Source organism: Bradyrhizobium sp. USDA 4461, from assembly GCF_054055655.1.
Window position 1 is genome coordinate 3,845,482 of the sequence record NZ_JBSRXM010000001.1, and the last position, 26,317, is coordinate 3,871,798.

Sequence of the window (26,317 nt, forward strand, 5' to 3'; positions counted from 1 at the left end):
ATTCGCTTCATTTGGACAGGAAGAAACGGCGTCGATGAATACAGAGCAGCTTGCCTTAGGCACTCCTTCCGAAACTTCCGATTCGGAAACCTCCGAGCCGGGGTCTCCGGCCACAACGCAGTGGCGCGAAGTGCTGACGGATGCGCTGGCGTCCGCCGGCGAGGCGTCCAGCTCGCAGCTCGAGGTCTTGGCGGACTGGGCCGCCGAAGACGGGCAGGGGCAACACGAGGATCGGCAACAGGCGGTAAGTCGTACGAGGGCTTGGCGGGAGACGGGCGATGTCAATGAGGCCCTCGATCTGTCGTCCCTGTCCCTGACCGCCTTGTCTGCGCCGGTCCTGGCCGGGCTGCGTCGCCTGAATGTCGACGACAATCAACTGAACAGCCTTCCTGAGGACCTTCCGGCTGGTCTCCAGCGGCTCTATGCCAGCAATAATCGGCTGACTAGCCTGCCTGAGCTGCCAGCTGGCCTGCGACGGCTCTATGTCATCAGCAACGGGCTGACGAACCTGCCCGCGCAGCTACCGCCCGGGTTGCGGCGCCTGAACGTCGATAACAATCAGCTGGCCAGTCTGCCTGATCGCCTTCCGGCGACGCTTGAGGAACTGGACGCCAGCGGCAATCGCCTGACCAGTCTGCCCGAGCTTCCAGCCCGGCTCCAGCGCCTGAACGTCGATTACAATCGGTTGACGGCTCTGCCCGAGCCTCTTCCGGCCGGACTCGAATGGCTCAGCGCCAGCCATAACGAGCTGACCAGCCTGCCCGAAACGGTGCCTCCCGAACTGCTATGGCTCGGCGCCAGCAACAACCAGCTAATCAGCGTGCCCGAGACCCTGCTGACAGAGCTAAGCCGTGACTCGAGCGTTGATCTGGAGAATAACCCGCTCCCCGATTGGGTGCAGGCCGGCCTGGCGACAGCGATACATGCCGCAGGCTATGCAGGTCCGCAGGTTTTTTTCTCGACCGCCGAAGGAACTGTGGAAGTCGAGCCGCGGTCTCTGCAAGAGGTTGTCGCGGACTGGCTCGAGGCCGAGCCATCGGTAATGGCCGCCTGGCAGCGGTTCGAACAAGAAAGTGGGGCCCCGGAATACGCGCGGTTCCTCGACCGGCTGTCGAGAACAGTGAACTCTAGCGATGAAGGGTTCCGGCGGATGGTGGTTAATGATTTGCGGCGGGTCACGACGAACAGCAACTTGCGTGAGCAGTATTTCGCCCTGGCCCTTGACGCCAGTCAAACCTGCGAAGATCGGGTCACGTTGACCTGGAACGCCATGCAAAACGCACGCATGATCGAGGACGTCAAGAATGGCGTCTATGATAATGACGCTCGCCTTGCCGATCTCATCGATCTGGGCCGGGTCATGTTCCGCCTGGACGCGCTGGAGGGGATTGCCCGCAAGAAGGTCGAATCGCTGCAAACCGACGGTCGCATGGGCGATGTCGACGATATCGAGGTCTACCTTGCCTATCAGACGAAGCTGCGGGAGCGCCTGGGACTGGAGCACATCGCTCCCGCTATGCGCTTTTTCGACGTCTCGGACGTCACTGACGCTGATATCGACACGGCCGAAACGATCGTGCGGGACAAGGAGGCGACTGAATTCGCCAACTATTTGGCGACGCGCTGGGAGCCTTGGGAGGTGGTGGTGGAGCGCATTGCACCGGAAGCCCATAACGTCATGGAGACCCGACTCCACGATGCAATGGGGGAGGAGTTCAAGCACCGGCTGAATCACCGGCTCGCGGGTCTTCAACTGACCGGCGATGAGGACGCCGAGCGGTTGCTCGGACCCGAGATATCAAATGAGATCGCCCGCGAGATCAAGGGCGACCTAATGCGCCAGGTGCTTGCTGAGCGCGGCCTCCAGCTGTGAAGCCCCATTCAATTCCAAGGCAGTATCGCCACTCCCGTGACGTCCCCGAAGGGCAGACAGTTCTTCCTCCATGCCAAAGCACTGCATGGCAATCTCTTCGCGGCACACGCTCGGCCTTGTCATTGCCCACATGGAGAAGCTCACCGGCGTGGAGCGTCACCGCATCAAGCAACCAAGGGCATCGTGGTCACAACCACCGGCCTCGGCTCAGGCTCTGGATCTCGGGTCAGGTCCGCCGCGTTACCGCTTTCATCGGTCGTGAAATGAAGTGTCGCGCGGCTGTCGAGCCCGTCATCCGCCACGAAGGCCGAACACCGCATGGACCGCAACCATCTCAAGGGCCGCCTTGGCGACCGCATCAACGTCGTCCTTGCCGCCGCCGGCAACAACTTCGGACTGCTCCTCCGATGGCTGGGAGAGCTTTTGCGCGTCATCCACATCTTCGTCAAAACTCTCCCGGTTCAAAACATCGCTTGAGCCGGGCGCTGCACCGGACCTTCACGGGACGACTGCATAATCCAGATGGAATCCTATATCGCAATTGCATTTGACCACCCATCCATCGAAATAGATGGCGAACCGGAACTTCAAGTTACCCTTGTGCGCCGTAGGCTCTCGATATTCGTCGCCCGAGATCGATAAGGCCCCCGCAGCATCACCCCCGATTCCAGATCGCGAAGCATGGTGTAATTTCGTCGGATCCACTGATGGAGCTCGGACGACCAGTCTTTCTCGTTGCGGAGATATCCGGTGAAGGAAAAGCTAAGTCGATCTATATATCTCTTTAGAAACAGGGGCAGCGCAGGAATTCGAAGCACTCGCTCGCCTTCCATCGCTTCAGGTAATCCTCCGCGCAGCACGAATTCATTGTGGACGGTGACCAGAGCCGCCGGAGGAATCTGCCGCCGCAGCATTTCATAACCGCGAAAGGAGATGCGGTCAGCGCCCGCAACGAAGAGAATAATAGGTACGACATGGCCGCGCGCAGTCTCCTTCATAAAGCCGATCTCCTCGCACATCTTGAAGAATTCGTCGAAGGCATGGAAGCCGAGGTCGATTACCTTGGCGACCCGATCGTGGATGATCAGCGGGTCCATCAGCTGCATCTTGCCGTAAGTGTCAATTATATCCGCGGTCTCCGTGATGTTGGGGAGATAATCGAGCAATGACGGCTCCTTCAGATTGACATCGAAGGAGAGCGCCGTGCCATTTTTCAGCAGCAAGTACTCGCTCACGAGGCGAGCGACGAGGGTTTTGCCGACCTGCGGGCTAGGAGAGCAGATGATGTAGATGGGGGTCGCTAACATAGCCAGCAGATCAATGTCGCTTCGTAGTGTGTCTCAACCCGTCGCTTGCCGATAGGGCGACTACTTGTCGCCGCTCCGGGTCGCAGACTTGGCGCCGGCCAATTCCGTCAAGTTGATACGATCGAATTCACTCCAGACGTTTGCCAGCCAGTGCCGTACATAGCCGCGCAACACGAAGGAGTTGTTCGCCGGCTCATCGTTCCGTCCCTTGTTTGCGACGAAGTCTACGAAGGGAACAGAAGCGACTTCGACCTGCTCATAGGCCATCTCGTTGAGCTTCGGTATGGTCAATTCGGTCGCATGCTTGATGCCGTGAAAATAGGAATTATAGGTCGACTGGTCCCACTGGAAGAACTGAGTGTCGTTGATGAAGTTCTTGACCAGATAGTACTTTGCGCCGCCCATGAAGGTGGCGGTCTCGGCGATCTCGTCCAGCGAAGCAATCGATGATCCCAGGATATGGAATACGGCAAAGGTGATCTGTCCGGACCGCGCCGCATCCAAAAAGCCGATGTCGCGCAAGGAGGCCAATGCTGTGGATAGTAAGCCGGCGCGGGCGTCAATGACGGTAACGGATAGCCCTGAGTTCAGGGTATCGAAGATCTTCATCTGGTCCGCGGTCGTCGTCATGTCGACGATCTCGGTGATCGCGGGATAGAAGCGCTTCAGCGTTCCTCGCGGCGACTCCGTGTCGAATGCACGTGTTTGCACGTTGTTGACGTTGAAGTAGTCCAGAAGCGTTCGTGACACGGTCGTCTTGCCGACCCCTCCTTTGTCTGCGCCCACTACAATCACAACTGGCTTCACCATGGAATTCTCCTGAGACACTCGCTATTGCCGCGCGCGACGTGCGCAATCGACGAGTCTCTGCTTTGGGTGCGAACATGGCAGAAAGAAGGGGCAATCGAATCTTCGACGCGAGAGCGGCGCAACTGATGAGTTTTCCAACGTCGAGCCACCAGGGCGTTCTGATTGCAACGACCATGCAGTCGAGAACAGCAGCTAATCACTCGTGATCGTGCTTCACGTGAGGTTTGTGAGGAGCTGAACGAGCAGTTCGTCGAAGAGTCGGCTGTGCGCGGTGACGATCATCGCGATCATCATCGTGCACATTTCTGCATGAAATGGCCTGAATCGCACGTAACGTCAGATAGTGGGCTTGTGGGAGCACGATCGAGCCGGTGCTGCGCCGTTGCGCAGACGCTTTTCCTTAGATAGCCGGGTCGCACGGCTGTGATGACCTGGCCGATCATTCAGCTCGACAATCAGGGGTCGAAGGGTAATGAGTCCCTCGTGCATACATTAATCGGGATGGGCCGCCGCAATGCGGCCGATCAAGACGCATTACCGGCAGCACCGTCGAGGCAACGATCGCCGCCATCATTGTCGTCTGACACGGCCACGATGGACCGCGCGCGCCTATCTGACGATTATCGATCGTGATCCGGTCGCCATGGAGCGCGCGCTCGCGCAAGAGTGTGAAGCCCGCTTGAGTGTCTCTAGGGGCGCCCAGCCACGCCCGACGCAGGGATTCTTCACGGCGTACCCTCGACGACTCGCACCGGATGATCTGTGCATCTGATGTTGATATTGTGCAGACCGGACAAGTCCTTATTCATACAGACAGCACCGTCTGTTGAGCGCTCACTCTGACCGTTCGGCCATGGCCCTTTCGATATGGTCGGCAAGCTGCCTAAAATGGGCGGCGAGGTGCTCGTACAGGTCGCGCTTCTTCTGGTCGGTCGCGCTTTTTGCTATTTGATCCGCATATTCGGCTTCGGCATGAAGCTTCTTCACGCTCGCCTCCATGTCCTTCATGGGATGACCGAAGCCTTTCAGATGCCTCCCTAGAGCTTGCGCTCTAAGGGAGGCATCGATCCGCTGGCACCACGGTACATAATGCCAGCCCTCCACGGTAGCACCAGCTGCGCACAACTGTAAGGCCTGAAGGCAAGATATTTACGGCGGCAAATCGAGTAAGGAGCGGAACTAGAAGCGTCGACTTCATAGCTCTTATTTCACTGCTCCGGGTCTGCCGAAAGGCTCGACCTCTCGCGCTGCGAAGCCTCCGAATCCCGGCGGCGCTGCTTGCGCCAGAAGTGAAAGATGAGCAACAAGCCAATCAGCGAGCGGTTATTCGTGTGACTCAGCTGTGCCCGCCGCAGCCAACTGCCAGTTCTCCACCGGAAGGAGAGCGAGCCTTGTGGCCACGCCGCCGATGTTGCCAGAGAGCTAATTGGGTTACCTCGGTAAGGTGGGTGATGGTGTGGCGCTCAGCTGCTCAGCATGTGGCGGAGACGTCGTGGCCGGTGGGAAAGGGGGCGACTGTGCTGCGCCCAGCGGGGAGTGGCCGACGATAACGGTGAGCAGACCCTGGCCCCACAACCGCTGCGCGGCCCTCTTGGCGTCCTCCAACGTCACCGCATCGACAACGGCGTTGTGCCTCTCGAAATAGTCGATCGGTAGCTTATCAAGCTGATGCCGCAGCAGCGTTCGCGCAAGTTTTGATGATGTGTTGAGAGCCAGCATCTGCGAGCCCTTCAGGTAAGACTTTGCATCATCGAGCTCCTGCTGGGTGGGACCTGCCTCGGCGATGTGGCGGGCTTGCTTCTCGATCTGTTCGACCGTCTCGCCGGCGCGATCGGCTCGGGTCGCGCTTTTGCCGACAAACATGGCCGAATGATCCCTCCAGACCAGGTGCTCACGGACGGAATAGGCCAACCCGCGCTTCTCGCGGACTTCGCGGAACAGCCGTGACCTCAGACCGGCGCCACCGAGAATGTGGTTGACGACATAGGCGGCCATGAAATCGGGCTCGCCGCGGCGAATGCCGGGACCGCCGAAAGCCAAAACTGTCTGTGGCACATCGAACGGAATGAAAACGCGCTGCGGCGGCTTTGCTGCGACCACGTCGGATACCGATACCGACTCCGCCTTGGCTGGCAGGCAGCCAAAGGTCTTGTCGAGAAGTCTGCAGAGAACCTCTGGATCGACGTTGCCGACCACCGCGATCTTGAGCGTGTCTTTTGCGATCACGCGTCGGAGATAGCCCTTGAGATCCGCGACCTCGATCTTCGGCACGCTTTCGATCGAGCCTGCGGCTGGGCGAGCATAAGGATGATCGCTGAAGGCGACCTCGAGGAGCTTGCGATTGGCGAGCGACGATGGATCGGTCGAGTAATGCCGAAGGCGAGCAAGCACGCTGGCACGGATCCGTTCGACGTCGGCCGGGTCGAAGCGCGGCGAGGTTAGCGCCATCCGTAAAAGGTCGAAGGCCTCGTCTCCGTTGTCCCCAAGGGTGCGCAAGGCACCGCGGAAGTGATCGTGGGGTGATCCGAAGCTCAGCTCAATCGCACGACGGTCGAGACGCTCATGAAAGGTCTTGAAGTCAAGATCGCCGGAACCTTCGTTGAGCAGGCCAGCAACCATGTGGCCTACGCCGGGTTTGTCGATGGGATCCTGGGTCGCGCCGCCGCCGAAAGCGAATTCCATCGCGATCAACGGGACCGTGGAATCTTGCACGAACCAGGCTTCTATACCGCAAGACGAAACCAGACGCTTGACCTTGGTCGTGATGGCGGCAAGCGAAGTTGGCGAAGCGAGCATCGCAATTGAGAGCGACGCCCCGCCGAGGAGAACTCCACGTCGTGTGCAAGAATATGTCACTGTAGCTTCTCCCCGTGCTGTGGCGCTAACTCTTTGATGAGATAGCCGGTCACCGAGCGTTTCTTGTCGAGCCATTTCCGCGCCGCCTCGTGCACCTGCTGGGCGCCGACGGCGCGGATGCCGTCGGGCCAGCCTCGGACATCGTCGATGCTCAGCCCCGTCGCCAGGCTGCGGCCATACCAGCTCGCGAGCATTTCGTGATTGTCCTGGGCGTAGATTGCTTGCGCGATCAGCCGGGTCTTGACCCGCTCGAGATCATTGGTGCTCGCCGGATGATGCGCAATGTCGGCGATCACCTCGTCGAGGGCGCGCTCAATCTGGCCGAACTTGACACCAGGTTTTGGTGTGACAGAAATCGCAAATTGCGAGGGATCGAGCGCGGCAGCGTAGTACCCCGCCCAGGCACCGACCGCGAGCTGCTTGTCGATTACCAGCGCGCGATAGAGATATGAGTTGACGCCACTGCCCATCAATTTTCCAAGCACCTCAAGCACTGGACTCTCCCCGGCAGAAGCGGTGCGAGCCGACGGTACGAGATAGCAGCGGCGCAAGGCTGGCTGCTCGACGCGCGGATCGGCCAGCGTTACGGTGCGCAGCGCGGTCGGGGTCGGCTCCTGCGGTCGCAGGCGTTGCGCGGGGATCGATGGCTGCGGGGGGATTTCGCCAAAATTCTTCTCCACCATCGGGTGGATCTCACTGGCTTCGACGTCGCCCGCGATGATAAGGATGGCGTTGTTCGGTGCGTAGAAACGCTTATAGAACGCGAGCGCATCCTCGCGGTCGAGCTTTTCGATCTCCTGCCGCCAACCGATCACAGGACGGCCGTAGGGATGGTTGAGGTAAAGCGCCGCCACCATCTGCTCGGCGAGCCGCGCAGCTGGATCGTTTGCGACGCGCATATTGAATTCCTCGAGCACGACGTTGCGCTCGGACAGCACGTTCTCATCTTTGAGCATGAGACCGGTCATGCGGTCAGCTTCAAATTCCATCATCTTGCCGAGGTGCTCGCGCGGCACATGCTGGAAATAGCTGGTATAGTCGGTTCCGGTGAAGGCATTTTGGTTGCCGCCGACGCGCAACACGGTTTGGGAAAACTCATCCGCCGGATGTTTGGAGGTACCCTTGAACATCAGGTGTTCGAGGAAATGCGCCAGCCCCGATTTGCCCGGCGGCTCGTCGGCGGCCCCGACCTTATACCAGATCATCTGTGTCACAACGGGTATCCGATGATCCGGAATCACCACCACCTGTAGGCCGTTATGAAGCGCGAAGCTAGCTGGTCGATCTGACGTGACCGTGCTCTGGGCGAAGACGCTCTCCTCCTCAGGAAAGTATAGGTTACCATCCGTGCTATCATCTGTTCTGTGTTCGATCGCCAGGGCGGTGTGCGTCATCGAACCGATGGCGCCAGTGGCGATACCTCCCGCCGTGGCGGTGACCGAACGCCCGTTCTTCATGGCCGCCTTCCATTCCATAGAGATTCGCGTGCTGTGGCGGACAGGCCGACAAAGCGGCAAGCTGCGCACCGTTTGGCAAGCAATGGAGCAAAGGCCGGGCCAATTGCCCGATGGCCCGCGCGGGGCCGGACGACGCGCCAACGGGGCGCGAGAAAGACCCGGCCCGGTCGTTCTGCCCGAACATCGAGCGCCGGCATGTCGTGAACACGACATTGCGCACGAAGCACCACGACCCTTTAGCGCCAACTGGCAACTTACAGGGAAGAAGCGATTGAGCCGCGAAATGACGCCGGATCAACTTTCGCGAGGGCTCGCCGGTACAGCCTCGCTCTACACCGTAAGTGGCTTGGCAATACTTCTCATGGTTGCGAGGCGAGAGGTGGCGAGGAGCTCCTTGGAGTACACTGTGCCGAAGTAGTCCAGGACGAAGGTGCCAGAATAGCGTAGATTTGCGCTCGCGCGGATTAGGCTATCGAGAATTGGACCGACTTGACCAATGCGGTCGGGATAGCGCGCGCGGATAACGTTAACAGCGTTCATCGCGTGAACCGCCTCGTCGGCAATGACCTCCCGCAACCAATGATGAAACGTATTGTTCCCGAGGGTGTCATAAAACGGCTTTTCTGCTGCGTAGGCGCGGCAAGTGCACATCTCATCAAATGCGATCATAACCATGAGGGAGAATTCGTCCGTCAGGTGCTCGGTGATCGGACCAAAATCATGCGGTCGAGCATCCAACCTCTCTCGAAGATTCCTTTCGGATACATGAGCGACAAGTTCAATGATGCGGATGAAGCCATCGGTGTGGCGCTCTTCATCGATCGCCCAGGCGTCGAGAAATGCCGCAGCTTCATCGGTAGCGACGAGGTTTCGGTCGGCTAGTTCTTGTTTCAAATACCGGGCATCATACTCCGTGTACAGATCAGGCCACAATTTATCCCAGCGTGCGCGTATGGCCGATGGTTCGGCGGCGAACATCGCAGGCGTAAGAGCGTTGAACAGTTCTTTTGGACTCCAGCTCCGTCGAACCGGCCTGATCATCCGAGTCCCCTCGTCGCGAGCGCTCTGGCGGACAAGCTGTCTTCCCGAACTTTGGTCGAACCATATTAGCTACATACAGGCACGTCGTCGCCTCCATGTTTTGGTGGGGGCTATTCCGGGCCATACACTTCTCGGCCCAATCCAGCGTTCGGGTGAACAGCCAGCACAAGCTCATCGCGGTGCAAAGCACGCCGAGTATACTCATGATGACGGCTGATTGGCTCGAGCGCCGCCTCCGCGAAGCCGACTGGACCAGACGCACCGATCTATGCGCATAGCATCGCTAGCCCACCGTCGGCCGACTGCTCCGGCGCCGTATATCTCGAATCGCGACCAATTGCCGTCGCGCAGCTTCGAGCAATGGGCACGCGCCCGGGCAACGTATTGTGCCAGGATACTGGTCCGCGGTTGAATAGATCCGGAACATTGGAACTATGAGCAATTGCTCCCGGTCAATCCTTATCATTGTTCGGCACGAGAGCTGATCAGGCACGAGTGCGTGAAAACGTCATGCTGCCATTCGCCCTCCGCCGCTGTCGCACTCTGCCGTGTCCGATTTGATACTTTCATGTCTCGACTGCGACGCGCGTCAGCAGGGCTTCCGGAGCGCTATATCAAGCACGTGTCGTTCCTGTTCATGGACGGCAGCTTCTCAGCGTCTTTTATGGCACGTCGCTTGCTCGTCGAACGAAGGGACCAGATTGGTCCGGCATTGTGAACTAGAGTGCAGACTTGCCAATTGGTGACCACGAATGACGCGCGGGGGCTCTGCTCAGGCGTCGTCGTCCGTATACAACGACACAGGAGACGGTGATGACGAAGGAGAACGGAATTAACGATGACATCGGCGTTGCAGCCGGCGCGTTCCAGGACTTCACCAAGCGAGTCATCGGAACGCAAAACGAGCTTTTGAAAAAGTACTCGGAGGCCTATTGGCACTGGCAGGAGCGCATTCAAACCGAATCGACACAATTGACAGAGTTCTTCAAGGAAGTCTCCTCCAAGACTTCAGCGCCCGATCAGATCAGCGTTCTTCAGGCCTGGATGAAAGGCGCCAAGCAGCGGGTCACGGAGGATTTTATCTACTCAATTGAAACCGCGAAAGCTCTCACCAATGTCGGACTGCAGGCTGGACCGGTTCCCGGCCATCGCAAGGTACCGGCCTCATAAACAGCTGGGAAAGAGGGGGACGGGTGAACCGCGATACCGCGCCGGACGATTCGTATTCTTATCGACCAGATATTGTCACTCCCTGAGCCTTCGCAGCGGCCTATAGTCAGCTTAGTGTCGGCAAGCCGCCGCTCGAGCGTGGCCGCGCTATCTTGATCGGGCCACGGCATGCCTGCCGTCGCTCTGCGGTTGTGGGAAGGCGTCGGTCTCCGTCTTCCCCTCTCGCGCAAGCGACAGCTTAAGATGTTTCGCAACTTCGCAACAGCCGTGCCTGGCGTGCGCGAAGTCCCGCGTAACATTCGGCTGCGCCATTTCAAGACCGAGTGAACGAATGCAAATGGACTCGTTGCGCACGCGCTTGATTGCAGATCGTCTCACGATCGTGCACGCGAAGGAGGAGGACGCGCGGCGAGTTCCAAGTTGCTCGCAAGTCTGGCCGATGCAATCCCTTGATTCGAGACAATGGCATGGCTGTCTTCCTGTCCAAGGATGGCCCTTTAGGGCGCTGTCTCATCTGCATCGGCCTCTGAAACACTTGAGAACTATTGCGCGCTGAGTCACTGATGCGGTTATACGGCACTATTTCCATTCCACCGAAGACAACACTTCCCAAGAATGCGGTCCTCGAGCGTCGCGCAAATAGTCGGCCTTCGCTATCGGTAGGCGATGGGATTGGCGTCAAGCATCCGTGCTTTGCTCGTGGTCGCCGGTCTATCTCGATCGGGCCAATGCCTGTCGGACGTCCGTCTGCGTTTGGGAACTGGCGTTCTCTGGCTCTGCCTTGCCGTCAAGTGCGAGCGATAGCGTGAGATTGTTGCGCAACATCGGATTTGCCGGTTCGGTCGCGAGAGCTTTGCGGTATAGCGCTTGGGCCTCTTGATGGCGGCCCTGGTGATCGAGGACGACGGCTTTGGCGTTCAGTGCGCGCAGATCGCCGGGTGACGCCAACAAGACGGTGTCAAGTACCTCAATCGCCTCGCCGGGGCATTTACGAGCCAGCAGTGCCCGCGCCAGAGGAATCGCCGCATCGGCGTTGTTTGGTTTTTGCTTCAGCGTATCGCACAAATGCTGCTGCTCGTCAGCGTCTCGAACGAGGGCGTGAGCGATGCGCTCGCGCATGGCGGGATCGATCTCCGCAACGCCCGCCGGCTCTGCTGTGGGCGTCTGCTGCGATGAAAGATCCGGGTGGTCCAGGTTAGCGCAGCCTGCGAGCACTAAAACGGCGAGAATTGGGAGAAGGGCTGAACACGAGTGCGGATGAAAGCTGCGCCACCGCGGAACGTCAATCTCATATGATTTCATAAGCTATCTCACGCCCACAGCTGTACTCGTCATCCGGCCGCACGGAGAAGGTCGCGATGCTCTCCCGTAGGGGCCTTGTCCTTGCCAGCAGAAAGTTTGACGGAGCCAATCGGCTGGATCGTGAAGTCGGCGGCAAGATCCTGATACGAGAGAACTGGAAGATCTATCCCGTTGCGAGTGAGAAAGCCGCGGACGAAGCGCCGGATATCCATCGAGCCAAGAATGACCGGCTGGCTTTGACTCCGCGCGAGGCTTGAATGAATCTGATGGAATTGTGAAAGCAGCATCTCGCTTTGCCGATCCTCCAAAACAAGATAGGGGCCGACAGGGGTTTCTCGCACGGCAGCACGCACGATATTCTCGGTTTCGCGCTCGACGATAAAGGCAGCGACAACACGATGGGCGTTGGCATAGCGATGACAGATCTGGCGCTTCAGACCGGAGCGGACATATTCGGTCAGCAGCACGGCATTCTGCTCCCGTTCGCTCCATTCTGCGAGCGCCTCCAGGACTAGGCGAGTGTTGCGGATCGGGATGCCCTCATCCAGCAAGCGGCGCAGGACGTCCGCGATGCGGGGGATCGGCGTCGTGCGCAGCACCTCCTTCACGAGATCAGCATATTCTTGCTCCATCCGTCCGAGCAGCTGACGGGTTTCTTGAATACCGACCAGGCGTTGAGCATAGCGCCTCAACGTCGACTGGACCCGCAATGCGATTACATCGCTTGCAGCATGATACCCTATTCCGGCTGCTTTGAGAGCAGGAGCATGAGCTTGTTCGATCCAGATCCGGTTCGTGTCTGGGTCCTGCCGAAAGGGGATTCCGCTCAATTCAATGTTTACCGGGTCGTCGTTGAGCAAGAGTTGTGTCGGGTTAAGGCTGTCCGCTTCGACGGGCACTCCCTCGACATCCACCCTGAATTGCGAATCCGCCAATTGCTGGTCGACCTGGGTTGGAATGCGTGGAATTGTGATGCCAAGATCAGATGAGACCAGTGCCGAAACCCGTCCGATGCCCTGATCGAGGTCTGCCTTATTGATCGCCTGTATCAGGTTCGGTGCTAGCAAGAGCGTGATCGGAAGTGCTTCCGCAGGGACGGTTTGCTTCTGACTCTGTGCGGGAGTGGGAGCCGAACCGGTCGCACTGGCACTTGTCTTGATGTCCGCTTTGCCATGCTGCACGCCAACCTTGAGAAAGCTCGCCGCACCGAAGAGTGCGGCCAGCATGAAAAAGGGAGGCAAAGGGAAGCCGGGAACAAGCCCCATCGCGACGAGGACGCAGGCGGCCAGCCGAAGCGCTTGTGTGCTGGCAGTAAGCTGGTTGACGATATCGGCGCCAAGATTGAGCCTGGAGGGCCCGTTAACGCGAGTGACGATGGTTGCAGCTGTAATTGAGAGCAGCAAAGCCGGAATCTGCGAAATGAGCGCGTCACCTATAGTCAAGATAGTGTATTGATGCATCGCCTCTTCAAGGGACATGCCCTTCGAAAGCGAACCGATCGTGATGCCGCCCAGCATGTTGATGCAGATGACGATGAGGCCGGCGATGGCATCGCCCTTGACGAATTTCATAGCGCCGTCCATGGCCCCGTGGAGTTGGCTTTCTCGCTCCAGCGCGCTGCGCCGGCTGCGGGCTTCGTGCTGGTCGATGTGGCCGTTACGCAACTCCGCGTCGATTGCCATCTGCTTGCCGGGCAGGGCGTCGAGCGTGAAGCGCGCCGAAACCTCTGCGACGCGTTCGGCACCCTTGGCGAGCACCATGAACTGCACCATGGTCACGATGAGGAATATGACAATTCCGACGGCGATGTTGCCCGATATGACGAAATCGCCAAACGTATGGATGATGCTGCCGGCATCGCCTTCGGCGAGTATCAGCCGCGTCGTTGCAACGGTAAGAGCGAGACGAAAGACCGTGGAGATAAGAATGACGCCCGGCAGCGACGAAAAGTCGAGAGGCGTATTGAGATAAAGGGCAACCATCAGCAGCAATATGGCAAAGCCAAGATTGAAGCCGATCAGCATATCGAGCACCACAATCGGGATCGGCATGATCATCATTCCGATCGCCAGAAGCAGCATCAACGCGACCATCAAATCCGGGTGGGACGGCGCGCGGGCGACGAGATTTCGTAGGTGTGTGGCCATGTAAAGCCTTATTGTTGGACCGGAGCCATACTGCTCCGCAATGAAACATAGCGCTTGAAGGTGGCCTGCGCCTCGACCATGCGGCCAGCATGACGCAGAGCATGGCTGCGTAGCAGCAGCAATGGCGGGCGCGACGATGGCTGATCATCAAGCATGTCCAGCCGGTCCAATACCGATAGCGCTTCCTCGCCGAGGCGCTCTGAGATGAGAGCATAGGCTAGGATACGAAGCAGCTCGACATCTTGAGAATGTTCGTGAACCACGGGCCGTAAAAGAGCCAGACTGTGTGCGCTCTGCCCGCACGCAAGGTGGACATAGGAAAGCGCGCAGAGCAAATCGCGCTCGGGGCCAGAGATTGGCACCACCCCATCGGTTTTGAAAACATTCGACGACCGGGTAGGTGTGAAGTGTTGCACTCCGCGCGGATCTGGCATTGCTAACCTTGGATCAAGCCGTTGTGATTCTGCCTGAGCAGGATCAAGCGCCGTAGCTCCAGCCGCAGAACCGCGGCCCCTTCGCGTGCCACCGAGCCCTCTGGCGCGGCTGACAGCGCATCGGCCAGGCGCTCGAGGAGAAGGCCGTGTTGCTCTGGACGCACAACATGCGAATGACGCAGGCGGGGCGTGACGAAGGAGAGCAGGCTATCCGCGAGATTGGGGCCGTTCAGCCATGCAAGTTCCGAATTCGTTCCGATCTTATCTGCGTGCTCGGTGGCATCGGTGGGATTGATCCGCGAGATTGGATCGATTGACTTGAGTTCGAGCGCGTTATCGATCGTGTTGGCAGCCAACCGATCCTGCGCCGCGCGGTCTTGGACAACTGACGTGTGGCCCTTGCCGCCTTTTCCATGAATCTTGTCGAAGCCGATGTCACTGGCCTGAGGTGTGGCCGGGGTGACGACAGGCGCATGATGCTCGTTGTTGATTCCCTGAAAGGCGGTGCCAAGCTCTACGGACCGCTGCGGCAGCCTAGTCATGAAACGTTCCTTCGTTGCCCGCGGGCTAAAATTCTAAAAAGACAGAGCAGCAAGCTGGCCATTGCGTGTCAGCAGCACACGCCCGTCCTCGATCTCCTTTACGGTCCATCCATTGCTCAAGAGCGCGCCCACGAAATACTTTTGACCAGAAATGACCAGATAGGGATCGTTTCCGCGCCAAACTGCCTGGACGGCAATCGCGGGGGGCGTCTTCTCATCCTTGATGGCGACCGCGCTGACGAGCGTATAAGCACCATTGCTGTCGACATCGAATCGCTGCTGGACCTCGCGCCATTTAGCGAGCGAGGCGGGCGTAATGGTGCCATCGGCTGTCACAACGCCCGGCCCAGAACCGACTTTGATACCGAGCAGGCCCGCTGCATCAACTTCCCCTTGCAGCCGTCGAGCAGCTGCGTCGGCGGCCGAAGCATCAGGGGAGGCGAGCGCGACTTTGGGGGCAATGTCTGCGGCTGAGGACGAAGTGCTCAGGTCTGCGGCTCCGTCGGACTGGACAAGGCTCGTTGAGACAGTGCCGACTGCGGCAGCGCTGATCAGGACCAAGGCGAGCACGGTAATCGGTGCACGGCGGCGGCCGGTAGAGCCGGCAGGTTGAGATCCCTCGAGCGACAAGCGAATGGACATCGCGCCCATACGGATGACGGCAGGAAGAGGGACAACAACGATCTCATTTGGCGAAATAGAGTTGTGGCCCTCTATCGTGACGTCTGCGGCAAGGGCCTCGATCTCGACCGAGCTGACATGCCAGCCGACGCGAAGATGGTGCGGTTCGAGGCCTTGCTCGACGAAGACCAAATCAGCATCGAGGCTGCTGCCAATCAAGCAGGAGCCGCCGCCCGCCTTGCCAGTCAGCCCGGAATAAGACCCCGACAACACTTCGAAAAGCGGGGAAGCTGGTTCATTCACGGTCGCCTCCTGAATGAAGAACGAGACCGTACGGCAAAGCCGTACGGCCTGTTGCGACTTCACAGTTCATGCGGCCGGCAAAAGCAGGAGGATATAACGCCCTCCCGCTTCATCCGTTACTGCACCCGCTCGTCACTGCACCCGCTCGTCGGCCACCTTCTTGACGGTCGAGAGCTCTGTCGTGACGACGCGAAGCTCCACATCCCTTTCAGCAGCCTTCGTGCTCGTGGCAGTCAGCGCAGCGAGTTGCCTGTTGAATGCCGCTTCTCCGGCAGCTTCAGCAGCGGTGGAACCAGCGGCTGCAGCAATCGTGCCAGCTGCGCCACCGGCAGTCGAGGAATGGGATGCACCAACCTTATCAGCCATATTGTCTCTCCATTTTGTTCGAACATTGCCGCGACTTGCGGCTCTGATTTTCCTGACGCCGCAACATGCGAGGTCAGGAATCCTCCTCGGTCTCGGCCATGGTATCGTCGAGCTTGCCCATTGCACTACTTGCAAACTGGAAAAGGACGGCGCCGAGAGCGACGTTGAACGCTTGCTGCATAGCGGCGGCTTGCGAGCCAGCGTCTGGACCAGACGTGCCGCCACCTACGGGAGCTCCTGCACCAGTCGATCGACCATGATCATCGTGCTCACCAGGGCCCCGGGATCCCTTTTTGGCGCTGCCGGCCGCATGGAGGTCGGAATCAAAGTGCCCAGCGGCGCTTGAGCTGGAAATACGCATCGGGTTTCTCCTACTTCAAACTTCGTTCGTGCGGTGGAAGGAGTCTCCATCACGTCTACTATGCAAGCGCTAGCTTTCGACAAGCTGACGAGCCGCAGAAATACAGTGAGCCGATCTCATTGAGCTGCTTCTGCTCAGGCTGCCTCATATGTGGCCGTGGACCGGCGAAAGCTGCCGATTAGAGAGTTGGTACAGGGCCTCGCCGATGTGGCACTCGATCAGGCAAGCCCGCTGTTCATTCAAGCGCAGCTTTGATGAGCGGAATGTAGGCGCCCAGAACGGATAAAATGGGCTTGATCTTTGATGTGGCCCAATCTCATGACCCAACCGGGAATACTCGCAGCTCGTTCGGCAATTTACTTGCCTCGGACCGCTCAGCGACTTGTCTCCATCCTGCCACACGGGCGGGCGGCAGGTTAAAGTTACTTGTACGAGTCAGCAACGAAGAGCGATCTTCCTGCTCCGCTCGTGGCAGAACCATAAAAATTGGACGACCTTGTCGGACACGATCAGGAGGCGCTGGAGACAACGACCTTGAGCCTCACGTATCACTAATGTGCTCTCGATCCGATGACGTAAACTGGTGAGGTTCGCCGCTCCGTACGGTTTGTGGCGGCGTAAAGTTGGCAGTCCGCGATGGGTGGCGCAATCAGCTCGCGAGATCTTCGCGTTGGCGCACGCGATGTGAGAATGTCGTCGGGCGCTCAAGTACAGCCGACAAATGCGCCCGTTTAGCTAGCGCCAAATACGCTCGTAGGTGTAACCATCGAATGCCGGCGGAACTTGCGGAACCTGCACCGCGCGGACGACCTTACCGCGCGGTGGCCCCGCAAGCTCCCTTTCGGTCCAGCTTCACCCTCTATCGATAGCTGCCGCTACGGCTAGGCGTAGGCACCTGCAGCTTGCGTGCGCTCGGATTCAATCCGTGCCTTGAGGTTATCCAGATAGTTCTCCGCGTAGGACTGAGCCATCGACACCGGCAGGTTGATGCCGGCCGTCGCCGCTTCTTGAATTGCCTGCTTCACCAAGCCTTCCCGTATGGCTATCTTGACCTCGGGGCCGGCGATGCAGCCCACGGCCTGCGCCGCGAGACTGAGCCCGGCTTCCTCCAGCGCCTGCTTTATGTTGCCACCGCTGATCGCGGTGTGCAGAAGATTTGCAGCTTGCGCCTCGGCCTCGATCACCATTGACGCTAGATCGGCCAGTTCGCCCAGCCCTGGAATGAAGCCGAGTACACCAACGGCGGTCGCTGTCCAGTCGAGCACCTTCGAGCCTACCTTCAGCACGTCTTCAAGTGCATGCATGAAGGCGCCGCCATTCTTCTTGGGAGATTTGATGTCGGGCTGGTCTGCCACGCCATTCATCATGTCCGCGGTAGCCTCCTGTTCGGCTGGCGTTTGAGCGGCATGCGTCTTCGACTGTGGAGCGGCGCGGTTCGCACCAGACATGTTGTTGAAGAACTGGTTGAAATCGTTTTTGCTGATGTTTCCTGAGTCAACCGTATGGCCGCCGCCGAAGTCGAAAAACTTGTGGTGGGTTTTGTAGCCGGTAATCGCGTTGTTCATCAAACCGAACAGCACAGGATCCGAGAGCAGCTGGGAGGCCGCTTTTCGTACCTCGGGGGAAAGGCTCTTGTCGTCCACCATACTCACGAGCTTTTCCCGGGTCAGAACGCCATTTCCAAAGAAGGCGTCCTGGTTCTTGTTAATCGTGTTTAGTGTATCCAGCTCGGGTCGAGTGAGACTCATCGATGATGAAGCGACCTGCAGAAAGTCCTCTTTATGAACCTGATCGATCGAGCCGCCGTACAACTGCTTCCATTGATCCGGGTGGTCGAGAAAATATTGAGCCGCCGCGAGGACCTGTGGGGGGCATTTACCAATGTCGGCGTTGCCGTCCACGATGTGCCTGAAATCCGCGAGGCTCAAGTTCTTGGGCAGGTTATCGGAATAGCGGTAGAGTTCGCGCAGGGCATCGGTCAGGGCCATGACCGATGGCTCACCATTCCCGGTCCCGTCGGATGGTATGTAGTTCTGCTCGTAGGTCCGCGCCCGCTGCTCCTGGAACGCGGCAACTTGGGGGTGGTGATCGGAAAAGCCGCAGAGATCGCCCGCTTTGATCTTGCCGCCACAGCGGCCGTCACCTTGCGAACCGATCGCATAGAAGAGCTCGGGGTCCTGCTGCAGCGCCTCGATCGCCGCCTTTAGATCCGGCGGGGTCGAGGGATCGTTGGCCAAATCTCCCAGAGACTTCCAATCAAGCGGGCATTTGTCCTTGTGGCGGTTCAGCACAGAGACAATCTGCAGTTCCGCATTAGTCAGCGTGCCACCGTTCCAGGTGATCCTTGAGCTTTGTACGGGTGCCTCCGCAATGGTTGGGCTGCTCGCCGCACCGGACGGCTGTGGGTCATCCTGATATGCATCCAGCGCTGCCCTAATCTCTGGTGGAAGGATACTCCGCGTCTCCCGTGTGAGTTCCTCTGTCAGTTGCTTGGCTGCGTCTGTGGGCACCGGCTCCTGCGGTGCGGAACGATCACTGGTCGTGTCCTTCGACGCGAGGCTGACCAGCATCGCCTGAAAGCTGGAAAAGTCCTGCGCCGAAGAGGGCGGGGCGGGCGTTCCAGATAAAGCCACAGTTGAGTTGGCGGTTGGCGATAGGTCGACTGACATTATAGGTCCTCCGATATAAGAGTGCGCCACAAGACGGTCACGTAGTGCGGCCCGAGATCGCGACGAACAAGCGGTGTTGAGCGGCAGAATTCAACAGGTCCTGCCACTTACATCCTTTTGCTCGGTGCGCTTGCAGCGCTCCTTTCCGCGACCGTCCATGGGAGCACCGCCGTCTAGATATTCACGCCGTACGGTAGGACGGACAAGCTTTCGAGAAGCTGACGGCACTCAGACGATTTCGAGGTGATTGATGTAATGGGCCTTGCCGGTAAGGGCGGACAGATTTTCAATGCCGGTGTCAGCTTCGTTTGGTTGCGTTCACATGGTCTGGTGGCATGTCTGTCGAGTTAGCGGCCTCCCGTCTGGCGATCCGCAGCATTCGTTGATTTTGTCCAACGATCTCGCAAAATCTCCGGAGCGTCTCAAGGTGGGGCGCTGATTTCGCGGTCGCAACTGCGCGCCTGCGCCAAAAAGTGCTGGCGCCCGTCTCATCAGCGCATCCAGCATGGTCGGATCAGCCGGTCGTTGACCAAGTCCTCAAAAGCTCGATCGTTAAAGACGTGGAGTGGACCCAGGTTACTCTGACAAACATCAAAGCTCGGACGCCCCGCGCCTTTATCCTTTTATTCGTACTTAGCCGCTGCGCTCGTTCGATCCTGACGAATCCGCGTCCCGGGCTCAGTACGAGATAATTGTTGGATCACGCGGTGTATGAAGGGTGGACGCAAACGGCCCCAAGAGCAGGTCTAGTGCTCTCAAAGCTAAAACTATCTCGTCGCAGCCGGATACGACGCAACGTGATCGAAAATCGCTCTAGCGACTTGGGCGACGTCTTCTCTTCGCCATTCGGCCGTGTGAGGTACACCCACGATGGCGAAAGTTGTTGTCTGGGGATGCCTGCCCGACATCGCATTGCAGCTTCTCAGATGTCGATTTAAGGAATTTGGCGGCTGGGCGAGTGAAGGCCCAGTGGTCCTCGGCGGGACGTCCGGGAGCTGGACGCTCGCCGTCATCCAATGGCTCGGCGCGTGACGGTGCAGCTGCCAGCTTCGGCCAAATCAGATCCTAGTTGAATTCGTCCGCTTCATGCCGTCCTGTCTGTTCCTGTTCAAATCCCTTGGATCGGCCGCGCATCTACTAGTTGTTGGTGCGTTGCAGTACGTTTGCTCCTGACAGCGGAACGTCTCTTATCCTTATTCGACGAAGTTCATTCGCATGACGAATCCTGGAGAGCAGTTCAAAGGCTCGCATCAGGAATAAATCCTCAAGCCACGATCTAGAATGGCGGTACCTTCTAGCTCGGACATCTGTTGCTCGGAGCCTGTAGCGTCGTTGCGATTCGCGACGGTGCCGCCCTATCAAGACGGCGCGCTCATACAAGATGACAGTCTCCGAGATCGGATGAGTATTCCTGCTATTTTTTCACGGCAGGATCGACACCAAAATTTGTCTCAAATTTGGAGGCCGATGCTTCTTCCTAAATGGAAGCCAACCCTGATCATCAGGTGACGAAGGCTCGTCAGCTTTCGGTCAGCTTGCGTTTCTAGGGTGCTGGCCCATTCGCGCTCACAAAGCAGCCAATCTTATCACGTGACAAAACGGTTCTTCTCATGTTGCCTGCCGTTGCCTCGATCTCTCTCAACCCGGCTGAATGCCTCTCCCAGCGGCTATTTATCGGCGCGGGACCAGTATCATGGTAGTCGTGCGCAGGCAGCTTCGAAGCAAGGTGCAGCTTCTTCGGCGGCCGACCGCCCGCCGGCTCCGACGCTGTCGGAGGTTCAGTGTACAGTCACGGCGGCGAGTCCGCTTGGCGATCGCGTCCTGCAGAACATTTCTACAATCCACCGGCGCAAGCCATCTTCTCCGGGGGCGGTTCCGCCAGCTCTGCCGAGCTCGATCCTGCGAAGAGTCTTCAGCTCGGGCCGGCCGCGCAGCCGCTCTTGTGCTCGCAGTAAGTCGAGGTGCATCCGGCAGGCAAACCGGAAGGTGGGGATCATTTCGATTCAGCCTTGACGAACCGGCGGGATGTTTATGACCGCGTCATTCAGGTTTCGCTCATCTCCAAGGGCGCCGGCGCAGCTCATCTCTGAATAAGTTTCTATCGGTGGGCTGAGCCGGCTGATGGTTTCTTCACGCAACAGCAGGGTCGCTCACGCCGCGACGCAGAGAGGGTGGTTTCATGCTCTTGTCCGCTTGCCGCTTCTGCTATCGCATCGGCGGATATTAGACCGATTTATACACCCTATATAACCAAAGCGTAGGCGAGTGCGAAGGCACCAGCCGTCGAGTTGCTTGCAGATGAGATGGGAGACATTGCGTTGCGGATAGATTTCTCGCGTATCAATCGGTCTAAAGCTGTATTCCACGATATTTATGCTTCGGATGATCCGAGGGCATATTTCTCGGTCCTCGGCGACCTGGATTATATGATCCCGGACGTAGCTGAGCCAGTTGTGCGCCAAATCCTGGCAGCGAAAGCGTCGGCAACCGGCCTCAAGCCCGTCGTGCTCGATGTTGGTTGTTCGTACGGCATCAATGCAGCGGTGCATCGCTTTCCGCTGACCTTCGGGGGCTTGCGTCACCGCTACGCCCGGCGTGAGATGAGAGCAATCAGTTCTGAGACACTGGTGAGTCTCGATCGCAGTTTTTATGCAGCCTGGCCTGATGTCGGATTGGCACGCTTTATCGGTCTCGATGTGTCGGCACGGGCGATCAGCTATGCAAAGAGTGTTGGCCTCTTGGAGCAGGGCATTGTCGCTGACCTTGAAAAGGAGGCGCTATCGGCGGACAGCGCGCGCATTCTCCGCTCCGTGGATGTTATCATGTCGACCGGATGCATCGGCTACGTTACCGAGAAGACGTTCAGCGAGATACTCGATGCGACAGAGAAGCAACCATGGATCATCTCCTTCGTGCTGCGAATGTTCCCATTTGAGTCGCTGGCCGCGACATTCGCAAACCGTGGTCTTGTGACAGAACGTCTTGCCGGCGCGACGTTTATCCAGCGTCGCTTTCGCGACGCTGAAGAGTTTGAAAGTTGTTTGGCCAGCTTGGCAGCCCTTGGCGTGGATGCCACCGGCCTCGAATCGGAAGGGCTGTTTCACGCCGACCTGATCTTGTCTCGCCCCGAGGCGGATGCGCGCGCCGCGCCTCTGGAAGCCGTTGTCACCGTCGCCAGCGGCAGGGGACGGCCGATCGGCCCCCGTTACGTTCATGTTGAAAGCAAGGAGGGCTTGCAGGTCGCGCTGGAGCCGTGACAGGAGGACCACTGTGCAGCGCGAGCCTCTTCGTCGCTGGATCAAGACGTCGAGCGCGAGGCGATTCTGGTCGGCGGCGCGCCAGAGCCGATATTGTTCGCCCGCGACTAGATAACGACTTTGTCCAGATGCCATTTGTCCCGGCGAGCGGGAGCGCTGCGACTCAGGTCGGAGAGCGCCTTGCCGAATTCCTTCTCCGCTGAAGCGTGGTTTCACACATTCCATCAATGCGACGCGCGAGCCAGGAATTTCTTGGACCTTGCGCAAGCTACGGAAACCGGAATGCGGCCCAACGGCACCTCCAATCACCTGCAGCAGAAGCGACCGCGGCCACAGAGTCGTCCGGGCGCCAGGTTTTTTGCCTTTTGAATCTGGACCCCCAGTTGACGAATCCCTGCGAGTCGTGCCTATTTCTAGCTAGTCACGGTCTTCCGTCCCCCAGATCTTGTAGGTCGGAAGCTAAGAGGGAACCCGGTGCGCCGAAGACGGCTACTCCGGGGCTGCCCCCGCAACTGTAAGCGGCGAGCGATTGTCATCATGGCCACTAGCGCGACATAGCGCCGGGAAGGCCGACAGCCGTAATGACCCGCGAGCCAGGAGACCTGCCGCGACTGAACGAAAGTCCTCGGGCGGGGTGCCCCGTTGGGTCGCTTGCAGCCGGGGACGTTTGACCGGTTTCCTCGCAAGTCGTCCGCGCGGTTCCCCGCCTAACATCGCGGGGTCGCCGATGTCGCCGTCTTACGATTTCGATCAGCATGGTCATCTCATCGAGCCGCAGCCAGAGCCCGGCGTGCCTGAGTTGTGTCTTGTGCCGCCGCCATCGCTGGCTCCGCTGCCGCAGCCCCTTGCGCCATCGCTAAAGCCGACCGATCTCAAGCTTGATCGGACGCGCGACGACCTGTTGACGCCGTTCGGCAAGCTGACGCTGAGCGACCGTTATCTGCTCGCCGGCGAAATGATCCAGGACATGTTCGCGCGAGTGTCTTGCGCCTTCGCGGACGATGTCGCGCATGCCCAACGTCTCTATGATGCGATGTCTCGGCTGTGGTTCATGCCAGCCACGCCGGTGCTCTCCAACGGCGGTGCGACGCGTGGCCTGCCGATTTCCTGCTTCCTTAACTCGGTGTCGGACTCGCTCGAAGGCATCGTGGGCACCTGGAACGAGAACGTATGGCTTGCCTCTAACGGCGGCGGCATCGGCACCTACTGGGGCAATGTTCGCTCGATCGGCGAGCAGGTGAAGGGCGGCGTTACCTCAGGCATCATCCCGTTCATCCACGTCATGGACGGCCTGACGTTGGCGATCAGCCAGGGCTCGTTGCGGCGCGGCTCGGCTGCGGTCTATCTCGATATCCACCATCCCGAGATCGAGGAGTTCCTCGAGATCCGGAAGGCGTCCGGCGACTTCAACCGCAAGAGTCTCAACCTGCATCACGGCATCAACGTCACCGATGAGTTCATGCGTGCCGTGGGCGCCGGCACTGCGTTCGCGCTGCGCAGTCCAAAGACCAGGGACGTTATCCGTGAAATCGACGCCCGTCAGCTGTGGCAACGCATCCTGGAGAACCGGCTGCAGACGGGGGAGCCTTATCTCTTGTTCATCGACACAGTGAACCGCGCGCTTCCCAAGCACCAGCGCGAGCTCGGCCTCAAGGTCTCAACATCGAACTTGTGCAGCGAAATTACTCTGCCGACCGGCATCGATCATCGCGACGAGGAGCGTACCGCGGTGTGCTGCCTGTCGTCGCTCAACCTCGAGACCTGGGACCAGTGGAATGAGGAGCCTGGCTTCATCGAGGACGTCATGCGCTTCCTCGACAACGTGCTGACCCACTTCATCACGGTGGCGCCGGGCGTCATGAAGCGTGCCCGCTACGCCGCCTTGCGTGAGCGTTCCGTCGGCCTTGGCGTCATGGGCTTCCACTCGTTCCTGCAGGCCAGGAGCATTCCGATGGAAAGCGTCGTGGCTAAGTCGTTCAATCTGAACATGTTCCGGAAAATCCGTCGCGATGCTGATGCGGCATCCGTGACGCTCGCGCGCGAGCGGGGGCCGTGCCCGGATGCCCTGGAACGAGGCGTGATGGCGCGCTTCAGCCATAAGATCGCGATCGCGCCGACCGCCTCGATAAGCATTATCTGCGGCGGCACCAGCGCTTGCGTTGAACCGATCCCGGCCAACATCTACACCCACAAGACCTTGTCCGGCGCCATCTCGGTGCGTAATCCGCATCTCGCCAAACTGCTGGCCGTCAAGGGCGCCAATACTGCGGCGATCTGGCAATCGATCCTCGCCCACGAGGGTTCGGTCGCCCATCTCGACATCCTCTCGGAGCTCGAGAAAGCGGTCTTTCGTACCGCCTTCGAGATCGACCAGCGCTGGATCGTCGAACTTGCCGCCGACCGCGCCGCGTTCATCTGTCAGAGCCAATCGATCAACCTCTATCTGCCGGCTGACGTCGATAAATGGGATCTCCACATGCTGCACTGGACGGCATGGAAGCGGGGGGTGAAGAGCCTCTACTACTGTCGTTCAAAATCTATTTCGCGCGCCGCGTTCGCCGGGAACATCGCCGATGGCGACGAGGCTGCGCCACCGCGACTCTCGCAGCAGCGCACCGACTATGAGGAGTGTCTCGCATGTCAGTGATCGATCTCTCGTCCGTCGATCCGCGTACGCTGATCGGCAAGCAGCGCGTCGGCCTCCTCGACTCGACCGGGAGCTACGACGTCGATCGCTACGGCTGGGCCTACGAGTTCTGGAAGCGCCAGCAGCAGACCCATTGGATGGGGGAGGAGGTGCCGCTCGGTGCAGACCTCAAGGACTGGGCGTCGGACCGCGTCACCGACAGCGAACGCGCGTTGCTCACCCAGATCTTCCGTTTCTTTACTCAATCGGACATCGAGGTCGGCGACAACTATCTTAAGCGCTACATCCCGATCTTCCAGCCGCTCACCGTCCAGATGATGATGGCGGCCTTCACCAACATGGAGACGGTCCACATCGATGCTTATGCGCTATTGCTCAAAACGCTCGGCATGCCCAAAACCGAGTTCGAGGCATTCCGTGGCTATGCCGAGATGCGCGCCAAGGCCGACTATATGCACGAGTTCGGCGTCGGAACCGTGGCCGATGTCGCCCGGACCTTGGCGATGTTCGGCGCCTTCACCGAAGGCATGGCGTTGTTCGCGAGCTTCGCGATGCTGCTCAACTTTCCTCGCCACAACAAGATGAACGGTATGGGACAGATCGTAAGCTGGTCAGTTCGCGACGAGAGCCTGCATTGTGAGGGCCTCATCATGTTGTTTCACGAATGGCACCGTGAAACTGGCGCGGTGACGCGTTCCGTCCGTGACGACATCATCGACGTCGCCAAGACCATGGTGAAGCTGGAGGAGAACTTCGTCGACCTCGCCTTTGGCCTCGGCAAGATCGAAGGCATGAGTCCCGAGCAGATCCATGCCTACGTCCGCTACGTCGCCGACTGGCGACTGACCCAGCTGCAGATTGCCCCGGTATTCGGCTTCTTTGAGGCTAAGGAGGGCGGGTTCACCCGGCTCAAGGCACATCCGCTGCCATGGCTCGTGGAGATTCTCAATGGTGTCGAGCACGCCAATTTCTTCGAGCAGCGCGCCACGGAGTACTCCAAGGCGGCGAGCCGCGGCAGCTGGGATGGTGAAGACGGGGTCTGGGCGGCTTTCGGCCGGACGTAGCCGCGCTGGAGTCAATCATCAAGGGCGATTGGGCATGTGACGATCGCGTTGATGATCAAGGCGGCCGACTTCGTGGCGTCGGTACAGCGG

General features: G+C 59.1%; 21 protein-coding genes, 1 pseudogene and 1 riboswitch. Of the genes and pseudogenes, 8 read left to right on the forward strand and 14 right to left on the reverse strand.

The features are described 5' to 3' along the window. The first annotated feature begins 34 nt into the window (after positions 1 to 34). Both ACVINW_RS18025 and ACVINW_RS18030 read left to right on the forward strand, forming a co-directional pair. Entirely contained in the window at positions 35 to 1,873 is a 1,839-nt protein-coding gene (locus ACVINW_RS18025) for an NEL-type E3 ubiquitin ligase domain-containing protein (RefSeq protein ID WP_456752542.1), read from the forward strand. 21 nt (positions 1,874 to 1,894) lie between these two features. Next, positions 1,895 to 2,350, forward strand: a pseudogene (locus ACVINW_RS18030) (IS5/IS1182 family transposase); the annotation flags it as partial. A gap of 110 nt (positions 2,351 to 2,460) precedes the next feature. Here ACVINW_RS18030 and ACVINW_RS18035 read toward each other — a convergent pair. The 6 genes from ACVINW_RS18035 to ACVINW_RS18060 form a co-directional block, all read right to left on the reverse strand. Next, positions 2,461 to 3,180 (reverse strand): hypothetical protein, encoded by a 720-nt coding sequence (locus ACVINW_RS18035; RefSeq protein ID WP_456752543.1) that lies wholly within the window; start codon positions 3,178 to 3,180, stop codon positions 2,461 to 2,463. 60 nt (positions 3,181 to 3,240) lie between these two features. Beyond that, entirely contained in the window at positions 3,241 to 3,990 is a 750-nt protein-coding gene (locus ACVINW_RS18040) for a hypothetical protein (RefSeq protein ID WP_456752544.1), read from the reverse strand. An 834-nt stretch (positions 3,991 to 4,824) separates the two neighbouring features. Next, entirely contained in the window at positions 4,825 to 4,977 is a 153-nt protein-coding gene (locus ACVINW_RS18045) for a hypothetical protein (RefSeq protein WP_456752545.1), read from the reverse strand. A gap of 444 nt (positions 4,978 to 5,421) precedes the next feature. Then, positions 5,422 to 6,786: a M16 family metallopeptidase gene (locus tag ACVINW_RS18050; protein WP_456752546.1), complete on the reverse strand. Its 1,365-nt coding sequence runs from the start codon at positions 6,784 to 6,786 to the stop codon at positions 5,422 to 5,424. A 56-nt stretch (positions 6,787 to 6,842) separates the two neighbouring features. Further along, positions 6,843 to 8,303 (reverse strand): M16 family metallopeptidase, encoded by a 1,461-nt coding sequence (locus ACVINW_RS18055; RefSeq protein ID WP_456752547.1) that lies wholly within the window; start codon positions 8,301 to 8,303, stop codon positions 6,843 to 6,845. Between the two features lie 330 nt (positions 8,304 to 8,633). Further along, positions 8,634 to 9,344: a hypothetical protein gene (locus tag ACVINW_RS18060; RefSeq protein ID WP_456752548.1), complete on the reverse strand. Its 711-nt coding sequence runs from the start codon at positions 9,342 to 9,344 to the stop codon at positions 8,634 to 8,636. Positions 9,345 to 10,157: 813 nt separating this feature from the next. On the opposite strand from ACVINW_RS18060, the gene ACVINW_RS18065 reads away from it, so the two are divergent. Then, positions 10,158 to 10,514, forward strand: a complete 357-nt coding sequence (locus tag ACVINW_RS18065) for a hypothetical protein (protein ID WP_456752549.1) — start codon at positions 10,158 to 10,160, stop codon at positions 10,512 to 10,514. Positions 10,515 to 11,225: 711 nt separating this feature from the next. Here ACVINW_RS18065 and ACVINW_RS18070 read toward each other — a convergent pair. From ACVINW_RS18070 to ACVINW_RS18105, 8 genes are all read right to left on the reverse strand, one after another. After that, complete coding sequence (locus ACVINW_RS18070; RefSeq protein ID WP_456752550.1) at positions 11,226 to 11,816, reverse strand: tetratricopeptide repeat protein; 591 nt, start codon at positions 11,814 to 11,816, stop codon at positions 11,226 to 11,228. 29 nt (positions 11,817 to 11,845) lie between these two features. Continuing rightward, positions 11,846 to 13,963 (reverse strand): type III secretion system export apparatus subunit SctV, encoded by a 2,118-nt coding sequence (sctV, locus tag ACVINW_RS18075; protein ID WP_456752551.1) that lies wholly within the window; start codon positions 13,961 to 13,963, stop codon positions 11,846 to 11,848. Positions 13,964 to 13,971: 8 nt separating this feature from the next. Continuing rightward, positions 13,972 to 14,397, reverse strand: a complete 426-nt coding sequence (sctY, locus tag ACVINW_RS18080; RefSeq protein WP_456752552.1) for a type III secretion apparatus assembly chaperone SctY — start codon at positions 14,395 to 14,397, stop codon at positions 13,972 to 13,974. A gap of 2 nt (positions 14,398 to 14,399) precedes the next feature. Then, positions 14,400 to 14,939: a hypothetical protein gene (locus ACVINW_RS18085; RefSeq protein ID WP_456752553.1), complete on the reverse strand. Its 540-nt coding sequence runs from the start codon at positions 14,937 to 14,939 to the stop codon at positions 14,400 to 14,402. Positions 14,940 to 14,972: 33 nt separating this feature from the next. Further along, positions 14,973 to 15,863 carry a SctD/MshK family protein gene (locus ACVINW_RS18090; protein WP_456752554.1) on the reverse strand — a complete coding sequence of 297 codons (891 nt, stop codon included), beginning with the start codon at positions 15,861 to 15,863 and terminating at the stop codon, positions 14,973 to 14,975. 132 nt (positions 15,864 to 15,995) lie between these two features. Next, the gene (locus ACVINW_RS18095) at positions 15,996 to 16,229 is read right to left on the reverse strand and encodes a nodulation protein NopA (RefSeq protein ID WP_456752555.1); all 234 of its coding nucleotides are present in this window, start codon (positions 16,227 to 16,229) and stop codon (positions 15,996 to 15,998) included. A gap of 73 nt (positions 16,230 to 16,302) precedes the next feature. Beyond that, positions 16,303 to 16,590 (reverse strand): hypothetical protein, encoded by a 288-nt coding sequence (locus ACVINW_RS18100; protein ID WP_456752556.1) that lies wholly within the window; start codon positions 16,588 to 16,590, stop codon positions 16,303 to 16,305. 881 nt (positions 16,591 to 17,471) lie between these two features. Continuing rightward, positions 17,472 to 19,259 (reverse strand): HrpF/NolX family T3SS translocon protein, encoded by a 1,788-nt coding sequence (locus ACVINW_RS18105; protein WP_456752557.1) that lies wholly within the window; start codon positions 19,257 to 19,259, stop codon positions 17,472 to 17,474. 1,590 nt (positions 19,260 to 20,849) lie between these two features. Here ACVINW_RS18105 and ACVINW_RS18110 point away from each other — a divergent pair. From ACVINW_RS18110 to ACVINW_RS18130, 5 genes are all read left to right on the forward strand, one after another. Beyond that, positions 20,850 to 21,272 carry a nodulation protein NolB gene (locus ACVINW_RS18110; RefSeq protein WP_456756430.1) on the forward strand — a complete coding sequence of 141 codons (423 nt, stop codon included), beginning with the start codon at positions 20,850 to 20,852 and terminating at the stop codon, positions 21,270 to 21,272. Next, a complete protein-coding gene (locus ACVINW_RS18115; protein ID WP_456752558.1) occupies positions 21,221 to 21,349 on the forward strand; it encodes a nodulation protein NolB in 129 nt (42 codons plus the stop codon). Before ACVINW_RS18110 ends, ACVINW_RS18115 begins: the two co-directional genes overlap by 52 nt. 213 nt (positions 21,350 to 21,562) lie before the next feature. Further along, on the forward strand, positions 21,563 to 22,516 hold the full coding sequence (locus ACVINW_RS18120) for a class I SAM-dependent methyltransferase (RefSeq protein ID WP_456752559.1): 954 nt from the start codon (positions 21,563 to 21,565) through the stop codon (positions 22,514 to 22,516). Positions 22,517 to 22,923: 407 nt separating this feature from the next. Then, positions 22,924 to 23,140: riboswitch (cobalamin riboswitch) on the forward strand. 103 nt (positions 23,141 to 23,243) lie between these two features. Further along, positions 23,244 to 25,163 carry a ribonucleoside-diphosphate reductase subunit alpha gene (locus ACVINW_RS18125; protein WP_456752560.1) on the forward strand — a complete coding sequence of 640 codons (1,920 nt, stop codon included), beginning with the start codon at positions 23,244 to 23,246 and terminating at the stop codon, positions 25,161 to 25,163. Continuing rightward, positions 25,154 to 26,227, forward strand: coding sequence for a ribonucleotide-diphosphate reductase subunit beta (locus tag ACVINW_RS18130; RefSeq protein WP_456752561.1), 1,074 nt, complete (start codon positions 25,154 to 25,156; stop codon positions 26,225 to 26,227). Before ACVINW_RS18125 ends, ACVINW_RS18130 begins: the two co-directional genes overlap by 10 nt. Positions 26,228 to 26,317 lie beyond the last annotated feature (90 nt).

Excerpts from the sequence above, each read along its gene's own strand:
- ACVINW_RS18120 (WP_456752559.1), top strand. The coding sequence starts at position 21,563 with ATGGGAGACATTGCGTTGCGGATAGATTTCTCGCGTATCAATCGGTCT.
- ACVINW_RS18085 (WP_456752553.1), bottom strand. The coding sequence starts at position 14,939 with ATGACTAGGCTGCCGCAGCGGTCCGTAGAGCTTGGCACCGCCTTTCAG.
- ACVINW_RS18130 (WP_456752561.1), top strand. The coding sequence starts at position 25,154 with ATGTCAGTGATCGATCTCTCGTCCGTCGATCCGCGTACGCTGATCGGC.
- ACVINW_RS18040 (WP_456752544.1), bottom strand. The coding sequence starts at position 3,990 with ATGGTGAAGCCAGTTGTGATTGTAGTGGGCGCAGACAAAGGAGGGGTC.
- ACVINW_RS18125 (WP_456752560.1), top strand. The coding sequence starts at position 23,244 with ATGTCGCCGTCTTACGATTTCGATCAGCATGGTCATCTCATCGAGCCG.
- ACVINW_RS18060 (WP_456752548.1), bottom strand. The coding sequence starts at position 9,344 with ATGATCAGGCCGGTTCGACGGAGCTGGAGTCCAAAAGAACTGTTCAAC.
- sctV (WP_456752551.1), bottom strand. The coding sequence starts at position 13,963 with ATGGCCACACACCTACGAAATCTCGTCGCCCGCGCGCCGTCCCACCCG.
- ACVINW_RS18050 (WP_456752546.1), bottom strand. The coding sequence starts at position 6,786 with ATGCTCGCTTCGCCAACTTCGCTTGCCGCCATCACGACCAAGGTCAAG.
- ACVINW_RS18105 (WP_456752557.1), bottom strand. The coding sequence starts at position 19,259 with ATGTCAGTCGACCTATCGCCAACCGCCAACTCAACTGTGGCTTTATCT.
- ACVINW_RS18100 (WP_456752556.1), bottom strand. The coding sequence starts at position 16,590 with ATGCGTATTTCCAGCTCAAGCGCCGCTGGGCACTTTGATTCCGACCTC.
- ACVINW_RS18055 (WP_456752547.1), bottom strand. The coding sequence starts at position 8,303 with ATGAAGAACGGGCGTTCGGTCACCGCCACGGCGGGAGGTATCGCCACT.
- sctY (WP_456752552.1), bottom strand. The coding sequence starts at position 14,397 with ATGCCAGATCCGCGCGGAGTGCAACACTTCACACCTACCCGGTCGTCG.
- ACVINW_RS18095 (WP_456752555.1), bottom strand. The coding sequence starts at position 16,229 with ATGGCTGATAAGGTTGGTGCATCCCATTCCTCGACTGCCGGTGGCGCA.
- ACVINW_RS18070 (WP_456752550.1), bottom strand. The coding sequence starts at position 11,816 with ATGAAATCATATGAGATTGACGTTCCGCGGTGGCGCAGCTTTCATCCG.
- ACVINW_RS18025 (WP_456752542.1), top strand. The coding sequence starts at position 35 with ATGAATACAGAGCAGCTTGCCTTAGGCACTCCTTCCGAAACTTCCGAT.
- ACVINW_RS18065 (WP_456752549.1), top strand. The coding sequence starts at position 10,158 with ATGACGAAGGAGAACGGAATTAACGATGACATCGGCGTTGCAGCCGGC.
- ACVINW_RS18035 (WP_456752543.1), bottom strand. The coding sequence starts at position 3,180 with ATGTTAGCGACCCCCATCTACATCATCTGCTCTCCTAGCCCGCAGGTC.